The organism is Hymenobacter sp. 5516J-16 (assembly GCF_022919335.1).
GTDB classification, from domain to species: domain Bacteria; phylum Bacteroidota; class Bacteroidia; order Cytophagales; family Hymenobacteraceae; genus Hymenobacter; species Hymenobacter sublimis.
The window spans coordinates 615,728-628,082 of the sequence record NZ_CP095058.1; the positions used below are offsets into that span (position 1 = coordinate 615,728).

The 12,355-nt window shown below is 62.6% G+C and carries 11 protein-coding genes and 3 pseudogenes; 6 read left to right on the forward strand and 8 right to left on the reverse strand.

The features are described from left to right. Nucleotides 1-366 precede the first annotated feature (366 nt). Nucleotides 367-930 (reverse strand): class I SAM-dependent methyltransferase, encoded by a 564-nt coding sequence (locus MUN84_RS03035; protein ID WP_262920619.1) that lies wholly within the window; start codon nucleotides 928-930, stop codon nucleotides 367-369. A 706-nt stretch (nucleotides 931-1,636) separates the two neighbouring features. Here MUN84_RS03035 and MUN84_RS03040 point away from each other — a divergent pair. Both MUN84_RS03040 and MUN84_RS03045 read left to right on the forward strand, forming a co-directional pair. Continuing rightward, a complete protein-coding gene (locus MUN84_RS03040) occupies nucleotides 1,637-2,371 on the forward strand; it encodes a hypothetical protein (RefSeq protein ID WP_244696593.1) in 735 nt (244 codons plus the stop codon). Then, nucleotides 2,284-3,558 carry an ExeM/NucH family extracellular endonuclease gene (locus MUN84_RS03045; protein ID WP_244696594.1) on the forward strand — a complete coding sequence of 425 codons (1,275 nt, stop codon included), beginning with the start codon at nucleotides 2,284-2,286 and terminating at the stop codon, nucleotides 3,556-3,558. Before MUN84_RS03040 ends, MUN84_RS03045 begins: the two co-directional genes overlap by 88 nt. A 159-nt stretch (nucleotides 3,559-3,717) precedes the next feature. Here MUN84_RS03045 and uvrA read toward each other — a convergent pair. Both uvrA and msrB read right to left on the reverse strand, forming a co-directional pair. Then, a pseudogene (uvrA, locus tag MUN84_RS03050) lies at nucleotides 3,718-6,299 on the reverse strand (excinuclease ABC subunit UvrA). A 117-nt stretch (nucleotides 6,300-6,416) separates the two neighbouring features. Continuing rightward, nucleotides 6,417-6,818, reverse strand: a complete 402-nt coding sequence (gene msrB, locus MUN84_RS03055; protein ID WP_244696595.1) for a peptide-methionine (R)-S-oxide reductase MsrB — start codon at nucleotides 6,816-6,818, stop codon at nucleotides 6,417-6,419. A gap of 150 nt (nucleotides 6,819-6,968) precedes the next feature. On the opposite strand from msrB, the gene MUN84_RS03060 reads away from it, so the two are divergent. Continuing rightward, a complete protein-coding gene (locus MUN84_RS03060) occupies nucleotides 6,969-7,361 on the forward strand; it encodes an STAS/SEC14 domain-containing protein (protein ID WP_244696596.1) in 393 nt (130 codons plus the stop codon). Here MUN84_RS03060 and MUN84_RS03065 read toward each other — a convergent pair. The 5 genes and pseudogenes from MUN84_RS03065 to MUN84_RS03080 all read right to left on the reverse strand — a co-directional run. Continuing rightward, nucleotides 7,291-8,253, reverse strand: coding sequence for a protein kinase (locus MUN84_RS03065; protein ID WP_244696597.1), 963 nt, complete (start codon nucleotides 8,251-8,253; stop codon nucleotides 7,291-7,293). The two genes, MUN84_RS03060 and MUN84_RS03065, sit on opposite strands and share 71 nt — an antisense overlap. Then, complete coding sequence (locus tag MUN84_RS22730; RefSeq protein WP_262920621.1) at nucleotides 8,229-8,357, reverse strand: hypothetical protein; 129 nt, start codon at nucleotides 8,355-8,357, stop codon at nucleotides 8,229-8,231. Before MUN84_RS22730 ends, MUN84_RS03065 begins: the two co-directional genes overlap by 25 nt. Continuing rightward, a complete protein-coding gene (locus tag MUN84_RS03070) occupies nucleotides 8,357-8,752 on the reverse strand; it encodes a leucine-rich repeat domain-containing protein (protein WP_244696598.1) in 396 nt (131 codons plus the stop codon). Before MUN84_RS03070 ends, MUN84_RS22730 begins: the two co-directional genes overlap by 1 nt. A 313-nt stretch (nucleotides 8,753-9,065) precedes the next feature. After that, nucleotides 9,066-9,413, reverse strand: coding sequence for a protein adenylyltransferase SelO family protein (locus MUN84_RS22735; RefSeq protein ID WP_262920622.1), 348 nt, complete (start codon nucleotides 9,411-9,413; stop codon nucleotides 9,066-9,068). Between the two features lie 95 nt (nucleotides 9,414-9,508). Beyond that, nucleotides 9,509-10,665: pseudogene (locus tag MUN84_RS03080) on the reverse strand (protein adenylyltransferase SelO); the annotation flags it as partial. Nucleotides 10,666-10,898: 233 nt separating this feature from the next. Between MUN84_RS03080 and MUN84_RS23505 the strand changes: the two are divergent. The 3 genes and pseudogenes from MUN84_RS23505 (at nucleotide 10,899) to MUN84_RS22755 (ending at nucleotide 12,325) form a co-directional block, all read left to right on the forward strand. Then, nucleotides 10,899-11,711, forward strand: coding sequence for an RtcB family protein (locus tag MUN84_RS23505; RefSeq protein ID WP_317239096.1), 813 nt, complete (start codon nucleotides 10,899-10,901; stop codon nucleotides 11,709-11,711). 10 nt (nucleotides 11,712-11,721) lie between these two features. After that, nucleotides 11,722-11,907 (forward strand): annotated as a pseudogene (locus MUN84_RS24385) (RtcB family protein); the annotation flags it as partial. 100 nt (nucleotides 11,908-12,007) lie between these two features. Further along, on the forward strand, nucleotides 12,008-12,325 hold the full coding sequence (locus tag MUN84_RS22755) for an RtcB family protein (protein WP_262920623.1): 318 nt from the start codon (nucleotides 12,008-12,010) through the stop codon (nucleotides 12,323-12,325). Nucleotides 12,326-12,355: the final 30 nt, after the last annotated feature.

Here is a 12,355-nt window from a genome sequence, read left to right on the forward strand (position 1 = left end):
GCCCGTTAGAATAAAGTAGCAGCGCTCCGTTTTTTGAGCTCTTAGCTGTTTGTACCTCCACAACCGATCATGCGCCACTACAGCGCTCCAGCCGAATTTACACTTTCACACGCAGCCGTATCGTCTGGCCTAGAAAATATTTTCTAGAAATATTCCCACCCCGCGCTACCCCTGTAACCGGGCGCTGCCTTTATCCAGCCAGCGCGCGGGCGGTTATTGCTCATAGGCAAGGTGTTAGAGTGGGCCTGCCGCCGCTGGCCCAGCCCCTACCTTCGGCCCTTACACCAAGGCCTCTGGTTAGAAATACTTTGCTTACGCAAGCCCGTACCAACGCGCAGTAGGCGCCAGTCGCTTTCTGCAAGGCAGCTATTCGTCTGCCGGTTGGTACACGAGCACGTAGGCCGGCGGTAGGTTCTGTAGCACGTGGGTCTCGGTTAGGGCACGGAAAAACCGGGCAAACAGCTTCTTATTCTGGAGCGAGTATTGAAAGAGAATCAGCTTGCCGGTCGGAGCTAGCAGCTGCCGGGTATGCTCCAAAATCCGCCACCCCAGCCGCCGGGGCAACGACGAAAAGGGCAAGCCGCACACCACGTAGTCGGGTTGGGGTAGCCCCAGCCGGCGGAGGTAGTCTCCGGTTCGGTCGGCTGAGCCGTGCAGCACGTGCACGTCGGCGTGGCTGGCGTAGCGCTGCTGCAGCAACTGGCAGAACCGCCGGTTTACTTCCACGAGCACCAGGGTAGTGCCGGCTTTGCGCCGCTTCATCAGGACCTCAGTAAAAACTCCCGTTCCGGGTCCGTACTCCACAATACAAGTAGCCGTATCGAAATCGATAGGCTCCATTACCTTGTCGGTTAGGGCTTGTGAGCTGGGCACCAAAGACCCCACCGTGGCCGGATTTCGAAAGAACTCTTCGACAAAGGAAGAAAGCATAAGCCGCACCGGCTGGAAAAGGAAATAACGCGCGAACCGGTTGCTGGTTGTACGGAGGCAACTCGATTCAGGCTACCACATAAGGCCGTTTCTCTCCGGTATAAGCAGGGCAAACAGCAAAAGCGGAAACGAGGAACTGTCATTCCCAGCGAGGCGAAGAAGCTGGGGCAAGCCCTTGCATGGCGAGGCCAGCCGCTGTTTTTAATACTGCCTCGTGAACATACAGGCGGAACAGAGCCCTCATACCGAGAGCTGACACTTCCCCGACTGACGTTGCCAATCTACCCTCGTGGTTCAAGCGAGGCGGCTCGGTACTGCTCTATATGAGTGGGCCGTATTACGCTGCAATTCAGTGCGCTTCAGTCACTTGTTTAGCCTATTGCGAAAGTACCTACCTACGGCGGTAACCCTAAGCCTGTACCATGTAAATACCCGGGAAGAACATATAGGCCTTCGGAGTTATTTATAATTATTTCACTTTTAAATGTTACTTTTATAATTACTATTTACACGACAACTCGTCCCGCCCCATGCGCCACAGCCATTCTGCCTTGATTTTCTTGCTGCTTTCCTGCTGGCTTCACGCCCCCGCCTCGGCTACTAGCGGGGGCCAGCCGCCACGCAAGGAGCCTGCCATTACGCGCATCGGCAGTATTCAGGGCAGCGCGGGGCGGCCAAGCCGGGCAGTTACACCATTCAGGCCATCGTGACGGGGATATATCCGGGTCTGACGCCGAGCGGGTTTTACGTGCAGGAAGCCGCCGCTGCTTCCGATGGCAACCCCGCCACCTCCGATGCCTTGTTTGTGGTGCAGCCGGAAACCAAAGTAGCCCTGGGCGACAAAGTACAGCTAACCGGAACCGTGCAGGAAGCGGGGGCCGCACCCTCCTTCGATCAGGCCGTGCTCACCGAGGCTACCGTTACGGTACTCTCCAGCGGCAATGCGCTGCCCGCCTTCACTACCCTGCCGCTGCCCCCCTACTCCGGGGCGGCCTTGGAGCGCTACGAGGGCATGCGGGTGCAGTTTCCGGTACCACTCACCGTTTCCGACGTGTACACCCTGCGCCAGCGCGGCGAGCTGACCCTCACTACCGGCGGGCCCGTGTATCAACCCACCCAGTTTATTGACCCAAACGACGACCCCGCCACCGGCACCCGGAGCACCGGCACCAGCAACCTGGCGGCCATCAATGCCTACCAAGCTGCCAACCTCGACCGCTCCATTCTGCTGGACGATGGCAGCGCGGCCACCAACCCTACCCCCGTTCCCTTCCTCGACCCCACCCTGCGCACCGTTCGGGTGGGTAGCACCGTGGCCCAGCTGCGCGGCATTCTGGGGTATGGCTTCGGGAAGTGGCGGGTGCAGCCCTGCCCGGCCCCGACGCCCCGGCCCTGGTGGTTACGCGCCCACCCGTGCCCGTATTTGGGCCCCTCGATGTGAAAGTAGCCAGCTACAACGTGCTCAATTACTTCAACGGCGACGGGGCCGGCGGCGGGTTCCCGACCCCGCGCGGAGCCAAAACGCCCGCCGACTTCGCCCGTCAGCGCAGCAAAATCATTCAGGGGCTGGTTCAGATGAACCCGGACATCATCGGCCTCACGGAAATTGAAAACGATGGTACGGGCCCGGCTTCCGCCATTCAGGACCTAGTGGACGGCCTCAACCAAGCCCAGGGCCCCGGCACGTATGCTTTCGTGAACGACGGTGGGACTACCCAGCAGCCGAACAATACGGATGTCATTCGGTGCGCTATTATTTACAAGCCGGCCGTGGTGGCGCCGCTTGGGGAGGCGCGGGTAGCCACGGTAACGGGCGTATTTGAGCGGCCACCCCTGGCCCAGGTGTTCACCACCCGCCGCAAGGCCCGCCCCGATACGCTGGCCGTTGTCATCAACCATTTCAAGTCCAAGGGCAGCGGCACGGGCGTCAATGCTGACCAAAACGACGGCCAGGGCGGCTCCAACGACCGGCGCCGGAATCAGGCCAATGCCCTGGTGCAGTTCGTGAATACCACCGTGGTACCGGCCGGCACTAAGCGGGTCGTCTGCATTGGCGACTACAACGCCAACTACGAGGAAGACCCCATTGACATCATGCGGGCCGCGGGGCTGGTCGTTGTGACCCCGCCCACCAGCGCCTCCTACGTCTTCAAGGGCCTCACCGGCTCCCTCGACCACTGCATTGTTACGTCCAATATGGTGGGGTTTATCGATGTGCACAAGTGGAATATCAACTCCGGGGAGCCGCTTTTTCTGCAGTTCGATGTGGCCGGCGCGGCCACCGACGTAAGCACCCCCTTCCGCTCCTCTGACCACGACCCGGTGCTGATTGGCGTGAACTTCGCCGGCATTACCCCCGCCAATATGAACACGCCCCGTTTGTTTGTGTACCCCAAGCCCGCCGCGGGCGGCCGCACCTTTACCCTGGCTGACCTGCCTAAAGACACCGGCCCACTCACGCTGGAAGTGCTTCTGCCCCAGGGCATACCCATGCTTCGCCTGCACGGCTCCGGTAGCCTGCTCCAGGCCGAGCTCAACCGCTACACCGGCCACTTGGCCCCCGGCATTTACGAGGTGCGCTTGCAAGGCCGCAACCTCAACCGCACCCAGCGCGTGATGAAAGAATAACTCCAAGCAAGGCGAACGGCCAACACTTAGCGCCCCTCCTTGGAAAGGAGGAGCTGGGGTGGTTGACGATTTGTTGAGCAGTAACTAGAGCCTGAGCTTTCAACAACTTCCAACCTCTCCCTTCTCAAGGAGAAAAGCTAAGTGCTGGCCGTTCACGTTTTAGCCTTGAGCTTCACCAGGGGTAGTGTTCCGAAGAAAACGGGCCAGATGCGGCGCAGTACGGCTTTGCTTGGACGTAATAACATCAGTGGGCGTACCGGCGGCTACTACCTGGCCGCCCTCGTCACCGGCGCCGGGGCCGATGTCCAGGACCCAGTCGGAGGCGGCAACCACGCGCATGTCGTGCTCCACCACGATGACGGTATTGCCGGCTTCCACCAAACCATCCAGTTGGGTGAGCAGCTTTTCCACGTCGGAGGGGTGCAGGCCGGTAGTGGGCTCGTCGAGGATGTAGAGGGAGTTGCCGCGCTGGGCTCGTTGCAGTTCGGTGGCCAGCTTGATGCGCTGGGCTTCGCCGCCCGACAGCTCCGTGGCGGGCTGGCCCAAGCGCAGGTAGCCCAGCCCTACCTCGCGCAGCACCGTGAGGGCGCGCTGCACGGTGGGCTCTTCCTCGAAAAATGCCCAGGCGTCATCTACGGTTAGGCCCAGCACCTCGGCAATGTTCTTGTCGCGGTACGTTATTTCCAGGGTTTTGGCGTTGTAGCGCGCCCCGTGGCAGACGGGGCAGGGCGCGTACACGCTGGGCAGGAACAGCAGCTCCACCATCACGAAGCCTTCACCCTGGCAGTTTTCGCAGCGGCCTTTCGCCACGTTGAAGGAGAAACGGCCGGCATCGTAGCGGCGCTTACGGGCGGCGGGTGTAGCGGCAAACAGCTTGCGCACGTGGTCGAAGAGGCCGGTGTAGGTAGCCATGTTGGAGCGCGGAGTGCGGCCAATGGGCTTCTGGTCCACGCGCACCAGCCGCTTAATCTGCTCTATGCCGCCTACAATCTTGCCTTCGGTTACTGAAGAGAGAGGCGTGAGGAATGAAGAATATTCATCGGAATCTTCATTTTCAACACCTGATTCAGGATTCTTCATTCCTAATTCCTCCGCCACCAGCTCTACCAGCACCTGGCTTACCAAGCTGGACTTGCCCGAGCCCGACACGCCCGTAACGGTGGTAAATACGCCCAACGGAAACGCTACCTCAAGCTGCTGCAGGTTGTTGCGCGTGACACCTTGCAGCCGCAGCCACCCGGCCGGACTGCGGGGTTCCCGCGCCACCGCCTTGGCCCCAGCTTCAAACAGGAAGCGCCGGGTCTGGGAGGCAGCAACATCAGCCAAACCAGCTGGCGCACCGCTGTATAGAATTTCCCCGCCCTGCTCCCCGGCGGCGGGGCCCACGTCTACCAGCCAGTCGGCCTGGCGGATAACGTCGAGGTTGTGCTCTACCACGAACAGGGAATTGCCGGCCTGCTTTAAGCTTTTCAGGGCTTTAAGCAGAGCTTCCGTGTCAGAGGGGTGCAGGCCGGCCGAGGGCTCATCGAGCACGTACACCACCCCAAACAAGTTGGAATACAGCTGGGTAGCTAGCCGCAGGCGCTGCAGCTCCCCCGGCGACAGGGTGGGCGTGCTCCGCTCCAGGGCCAGGTAGCCCAGGCCCAGGTCCAGCAGCACCGTCAGGCGGGCGCACAGGTCGGCGGCAATGCGTTGGGCCACGATAACCTGCTCCGGATGGGCCGCATCGTGGGGCTGGCGCGCGGCTTTGCCCTCAGCGAAGGGCCGCAGCAGCTCGGCCACCCGCTTCAGCGGCAACCCTGACATGTCGGCAATATCCAGACCCGCGAATTTTACGGCCAGAGACTCGGGCCGCAGGCGCTTGCCCTGGCAGGTGGGGCATTCGGTGCTGAGCATGTACTGCAGGGCCCGCTTTTTCATAAGGGGGCTCTGGGTGGTGGCGAAGGTGTGCAGCACGTGGCGTTTGGCGCTGCTAAAAGTGCCCATGTAGTTCGGGGGCTCCCGGCGCTTGAGGGCCCGTTGGGTTTCCTGGGGCGAATAGCCGGGATAAACCGGCACCACGGGCTGCTCCTCGGTGAACAGAATCCAGTCGCGCTGCTCCTGGGGCAGCTCCTGCCAGGGCCGGTCCACGTCGTAGCCCAAAGTCACGAGGATGTCGCGCTGGTTTTGGCCGCCCCAGGCCTGGGGCCAGGCCGCAATGGCCCGCTCCCGGATGGTGAGGGAAGGGTCGGGCACCATGCTTTGTTCCGTTACCTCATAGATGCGGCCCAGGCCGTGGCAGGTAGGGCAGGCGCCCTCGGGAGTATTGGGCGAAAAGCCTTCGGCGTACACAATGGGCTGCCCGGCGGGGTAGTCGCCGGCCCGGGAGTAGAGCATGCGCACCAAGTTAGAAAGCGTGGTGACGCTACCCACCGAGGAGCGGGTGGTAGGCGTGCCGCGCTGCTGCTGCAGGGCCACAGCTGGGGCAGGCCTTCAATGGCATCTACCTCGGGCACCGCCATCTGGTGAAACAGCCGGCGCGCGTACGGCGACACCGACTCCAGGTAGCGGCGTTGGGCCTCGGCGTAGAGCGTCCTGAAGGCCAGGGAAGACTTACCCGAGCCCGACACGCCAGTAAACACCACCAGCGCATCGCGCGGAATCTGGACGTCAACGTTTTTGAGGTTGTGTTCCCGCGCCCCGCGCACCTGCACGTAGCCAGTAAAGGTTGGAGGGGTAGGCAAAGAATCCTGTTTGGGCATAGAGAAGGCAGCAGAGGGTCGTTCTGAAGAGTAAGAAAGAAGCTGAGCGTTCCTGACTAGGCAACGCCTACCTCTGCCCTACCCCGGAGTGACAATACTACTTCCCGGCCGGCAGGGTTATTCCAGGGGTGGCCCGGCGGCTGGCAGCCGCTCCAGGCTCTCCGAGTTTAGGCAGTAGCGCAGTCCGCTTGGCTCGGGCCCATCCGGAAAGACGTGGCCCAGGTGAGCCTGGCAGATGTTGCACAGGGCCTCGATGCGCTGCATGTGGTGGCTTTCATCGAAGGCGTAGCGGATAAGGTTGCGGGCCACAGGCTGGGTGAAGCTGGGCCAGCCCGACATAGCGTGGTACTTGGTGCTGGAGTCGAAGAGCGGGGTGCCGCAGCCCCGGCAGGCGTACACGCCGGGCTCGTAGGAGCGGCAGTAGGCGTTGCGGTAAGGCGGCTCGGTAGCTTTCTGGCGCATTACCCGGAATTGGGCGAAACTAAGTCGGGCCTGCCACTGATCCTCCGACAGCTCCAAGCGGCGCGGGGCTCGGGGTTGCTGTATTTGGCAAATTTAAGCACGTCTATCCAGCGGAGCATACTACCTTTGAGGTCAGGTGTAGAAAGGGAAGTGTTGAGTTTTGTAGGACTTGGACGAAGTTGAACGCGGTGGCTAGCCGTATGTGGCATGGAGTATCTATACGACACCTCTTCACTTTCTATTGGCTACGACCCCGACCACCAGTGGCTGTACGTGGAGTGGAAAGGCACGCACGACGCTACCTCGGCGCAGACGGGCGGCGAGCTGGTGCTGCAGTACCTAAAACAGCGCCCGTGCCACAAAATGCTCAACGACAACAGCCAGGTAACCAGCGGCTGGGAACAGGGCGCCCGGTGGGTAGGCGGCCAGTACTACCGCATGCTGGCCGAAGAAGGCATGCAGTTCGTGGCCTGGGTGTGCCCGCCCCACTGGTCGGCGCGCAAATCCATGGATACGGCCATGCAGTTCGTTACCCAGCCCGTAGTGGTGCTCTTCGATGACGTGGCCACCGCCTACGCCTGGCTGGTGCGGCAGGCCTGAGCACCCATTGCGCCCACACTAGATGGGCATAGGTCCCGGGCACAATCTCTGCAGATTTTCCCCTCCGCAACTTCCTACAGGTGCGCCAACCGCCCTGAATTTCGATGAGCAAAGGCCGGGCTGCTACCTCGGGCTGCAGGCACTGCTGCTGCAAAGCCAGCAAGTGCTGGAAAGTGCCTGCCGCCGCCGCGGGCACCTCGGTTCGGGCCAACAGCTCTTCCAGCAAGCACCCAAACGCCCGGGTTTCCAGGCGCTGTAATGCTGGGGCGGTGCTGGTTTCGGCGGGGTCGAAGAAGCAGGCCGCTCCAAAGTCACTCAACAAGGAGTCGCCGGCCGGAGTGTACAGGATGTTGTGGGCGTACAGGTCGCCGTGCAGGATGCCGCGGGCGTGCAGGTGGGCCGTGGCCCCGGCAATACCGCGGACCAGGCGAAGGGTAGCCTCCAGGCTAAAGTGCAGGTCGGGGGCGTACACGTCGCGGGTGCAGGTGGCAAAACTGGGCGGGCCGGCCAGGTTCCGGAACGCCGGGTCAATCAGCTCCAGCACCAGCCCTTCCCTGTCGGCATGATGGGCCACTTTGCCTTTTACCGCCACCAGGTTGGGATGCACGCCCGCACTCATGCAGGCTACCATCTCGCTGCGGGGCAGCCCGTCGCTGGTGAGGGCGCCTTTGAACAGCTTTACTGCTACTGCCTCGGTGGGAGCGGCCGCCGGCTGCCACTGGGCCCGGTAAATCCAGCCGGAAGCGCCTTCGCCCAATTGCTGCTCAATCTGCAGGTTTCCCCAATCGATGCTCTGCATGGGATTCCGGGCTTCGGCGGCAGCCTCAGCCGGCTCGCTGAACGGGTTGCCGGCAAAGGCCAGCCAGGTCAGGCGGGCATGGTCAGCAGCCACTGTGGTAGGCTGGTAAAGCGGTTGGCTGCCAAGCGTAGTAACTCTAGGTTGGTGCAGTTGACCAGGGTTTCGGGCAGGTGCGTGAGCTGATTGCCGGCCAGCATCAGCTTCTGCAGGTAGTGGCAGCGGCCAATTTCCGGGGCAGCTCGCCGAGCCGATTGTCGGTTAGAATCAGCCAGCGCAGCTTGGGCGGCAGGGCCGCGGCTGGCAGCACCTGAATCTGGTTGGCCTTGAAACCGACCATGCTCAGCTCCGGGCACTGGCCCAGCACCTCGGGCACGACGGTAAACTGGTTTTCGGAGCAAAACAGAATGCGCAGCTGAGTTAACCGGGCAAAATCCGCCGGCAGCTCCGAGAGGCGGTTGCTGGTTAGGTTCAGAATTTCCAGCGTGTCGGCGAGGTCAAAAATCTCCCGAGGAAACTCCGTTAAGTCTTCCGACAAATCGAGGCGGGTAGTACCCGCCAGCTTTCCGGCGCGCAGTTGTTTAAGCGTGTGCATGCGGCAAAGGTCGGCAAGGAAGCCCGGACGGGCATCATGCCCATATTCAGCTCCCAAACAAGTGAATGAACGCACACGCCATCTGTCCTTCCGACGCGGGAGGACAACCGGTTTGTGATACCGCTTAGGGCAAGTGGAGAGGTGAAGATTTCTGAACTAGCGAAGGCGTCATGCCGAGGCGCAGCCGAAGTATCTCGCGTGCAGTCGGCTGGCTAATTATCCCAACATCAGCACGCGAGATGCTTCGGCTGCGCCTCGGCATGACGGCCTTTTTACTTTTGCGTACACAGCTCGGCCCTACCCTTCTCCAGCCTTACGAACTGCACGAGAGGGTAGCGCAGCCGGGCTTTTCGCGGGCCCAGTCAGGGCGCTTGGCGGCCAGCTCTTCGTGCTCGGGCTGCTCATCGAAGGGCTTTTTCAATACCTCCATCAAGCGGTTCAGCACCGACAGGTCGCCGGCTTCGGCGGCTTCAATGGCCTGCTGAGCCAGGTAGTTGCGCAGCACGTATTTGGGGTTGGCGGCCAGCATCTTTTCCCGGATAGCCTCCGGACTGGCCCGCTCCTGCTGCAGGCGCAGGAAGTACCGATGAAGCCATTGCAGCAGGCTTTGCTCCTCGTTGGGGCCATGGAGTACGCAGTGGCGGCCAGCAGTTCCCGCCACTGGGCCTCCCCGTTTTCGGGGGCCTTTAGCATGGCGGGCGCCGCGTGCGAGAGGCGACGGAAAAACAGGGTCATATCAACCTCCGATTCCGCCAGAGTTTGCTCCAGGGCTTCAAACAGGGCCTGATCTTCTTCCCGATTCAAGGAAGTGAGGCCAAGCTTGCGCAGCATCATCTCGTGGCGGGTGGTTTCCAGGGTGTTGATGTACACGTCGAGGGCGGGGTTGAGTTGCTCCACGTCATGCACCAGCGGCAGCAGTGCTTGGCCGAGCTGCATCAGATTCCAGAGGGCTACCCGGGGCTGCTGCCCGAAGGCGTAGCGCCGCCCGCCAAAATCGGTGGTGTTGGGCGTCCAGTCGGGGTCGTAGGGCTCCAGCCAGCCGTAGGGCCGTAGTCGATGGTTAGGCCCAGAATGCTCATGTTGTCGGTGTTCATCACCCCGTGCACAAAGCCCACCGACTGCCAGTGCGCAATCATGACAGCCGTGCGGCGGCAGATTTCCTTAAACCAACTCACGTACACTTCCGGGGAAGGCTCGCCCAGCTCGGGGTAGTAGCGCCGAATGACGTAGTCGGCCAGGGCGCGCAGGTTGTCCATTTCGCCGGTGGCCAGGAAAATCTGGAAGCTGCCGAAGCGCACGAAGGTAGGCGCCACCCGGGCCACAATGGCGCCGGGCTCGGGCCGCGGATTGCCATTGTAGAACATGTCGCGCACCACTGTGTCGCCGGTGGCTACTAGGCTCAGGGCCCGGGTGGTAGGCACGCCCAGGTAGTGCATGGCCTCGGAGCACAGAAACTCCCGCACGGAGGAGCGCAGCACAGCCCGCCCGTCGGCGCGGCGGGAGTAGGGCGTGGGGCCGGCGCCTTTCAGCTGCACTTCCCAGGTGGTGCCATCGGTAGCCGTCAGCTCACCCAAGGACATGGCCCGACCGTCGCCGAGCTGCCCGGCCCAGTTGCCGAACTGGTGGCCGCCGTAGCGGGCGGCAAAGGGTTTCATACTGGGAGCCAGCCGGTTGCCGGCCAGCACGTCCACGGCCGGGCCGCGCTCCGGGGGGCGCACCAGCCCCAGGAAGGCGGCTAGCTCCTCGGACCAGGCCAGCAGGTGCGGATCGGGTACGGCGGTAGGCTCCACGCGGGAGTAGTGGTAGCCGGGCACCTGCCGGGGCCGTCTGTCTAGGGAAGTCTCGCCACGCAACTCATCCACAAAGGAATTTTGAAACGGGGCTTGATCTATGGAATGGGTGGTAGTAGACATAGAAATGCGAGCTAAGGGCGCCTTGCGTAGGCGGCACCTGCCCCTCGAAAACGCGAATCGGGCCCGTAAGTTTCCGCAGCACCGGCAGGTAAAACCGGTAGCTGAACGGTATGGTTGGCCTCACCCCCGGCCCCCTCTCCCGTGGAGAGGGGGCCGGGGGGTGAGGCCAACCTCGACCATAACCTCCGGGCCTCAATCAGCGCTACACCTGCTACCACCTACCCTGCTCTCCCATGGCAACGCAAAAGCTGCGCGGCAACGACCTGCGCAAAATTGGCTACCCCGAAGGCCGGGCCACCACTCTGGCCCTGGATATTCTGGAAGACCGCCAGCTCAAGAATCTCGACAAAGGCAGCGCCCTGGCTCTGCTCCAAAAAATAAAGGCCGACCCCTACGCCTACCTCCGCGACTCGCTGTGGCGGGAGCTGGCCAAGGAGTTTGTGCCCGACCCCAGCCGCGACGTCAGCCTCAGCCCCGATGTGAAAGACTACCGCCGTTACGGCGAGGCCTTTATTGAAGACGGGGCCCGCAAGCAGATGGACACCGCCATGAAGCTGCCCGTAACCCTGGACGGGGCCCTCATGCCCGATGCCCACCAGGGCTACGGCCTGCCCATTGGCGGGGTGCTGGCCGTGGATAACGCCGTGATTCCCTACGGCGTGGGCATGGACATTGGCTGCCGTATGGCCTTGTCGGTGTTTCCCCTCCCGCCGCGCTACCTGGACCAGCGCACCCAGGAGCTGAAAAAGCTGCTGCACAATCACACCCGTTTCGGGGCCAAGGAAGTGTTCAAGAACCCCACCCACGACCCCATTCTGGACCGGCCGGAGTTCCGGGAAATTCCGGTGGTCAAGGGCAAGCGCGAGGCGGCCATCAACCAGCTCGGTTCCTCGGGCTCGGGCAACCACTTCGTGGAGTGGGGCGTGGTGGATATTACCTCGGAAGACAACGAGTTGGGCGTACCTATCGGGCAGTATTTGGGGCTACTCTCGCACAGCGGCTCCCGGGGCTGGGCGCGGCCATTGCCCAGCACTACACCAAGGTAGCCATGCAGAAGTGTCCCCTCCCCCGGAAGCGCGCTACCTAGCCTGGCTCGACCTAGACTCGCAGGAGGGCCAGGAGTACTGGCGGGCCATGAACCTGGCCGGCGACTACGCCTCGGCCTGCCACCATGACATTCACCGCCGCCTCAGCCTGGCCCTGGGCGAGAAGCCCCTGGCCAAAGTGGAAAACCACCACAACTTCGCCTGGAAGGAAACCCTGCCCGACGGGCGCGAGGCCATTGTGCACCGCAAGGGGCTACCCCGCCGGCCAGGGCGTACTCGGGGTGATTCCGGGCTCAATGACGGCTCCCGGCTTTATCGTGCGCGGCCGCGGCGAGCGGGACTCCATACAGTCGGCCTCGCACGGGGCGGGGCGGCGCCTTTCGCGTACCCAGGCCAAGCAGCAGGTTACGGAAGGCGAGCTGCGCCGCCTGCTGCGCGACCAGGGCATTGAGCTGATTGGGGGCGGCCTCGACGAAGCGCCCCAAGCCTACAAGGACATTCACCAGGTAATGGCCCACCAGCAGGACCTAGTGGATGTGCTGGGCTCCTTCCGCCCGCGCATTGTGCGCATGGATGCCGGCGGCGGGGGCAAAAGCAAGTACGGCGGCGAGTAACGCCAGCTAGTCGGAAGCAGCTCGTGGGGT

Coding starts and splice junctions, on each gene's coding strand:
- MUN84_RS03060 (WP_244696596.1), top strand. CDS start 6,969: ATGGAGTATCTATACGACACCTCTTCACTTTCTATTGGCTACGACCCC.
- MUN84_RS22730 (WP_262920621.1), bottom strand. CDS start 8,357: ATGCTGGCCGGCAATCAGCTCACGCACCTGCCCGAAACCCTGGTCAAC.
- MUN84_RS22755 (WP_262920623.1), top strand. CDS start 12,008: ATGACGGCTCCCGGCTTTATCGTGCGCGGCCGCGGCGAGCGGGACTCC.
- MUN84_RS03070 (WP_244696598.1), bottom strand. CDS start 8,752: ATGCACACGCTTAAACAACTGCGCGCCGGAAAGCTGGCGGGTACTACC.
- MUN84_RS03035 (WP_262920619.1), bottom strand. CDS start 930: ATGCTTTCTTCCTTTGTCGAAGAGTTCTTTCGAAATCCGGCCACGGTG.
- MUN84_RS23505 (WP_317239096.1), top strand. CDS start 10,899: ATGGCAACGCAAAAGCTGCGCGGCAACGACCTGCGCAAAATTGGCTAC.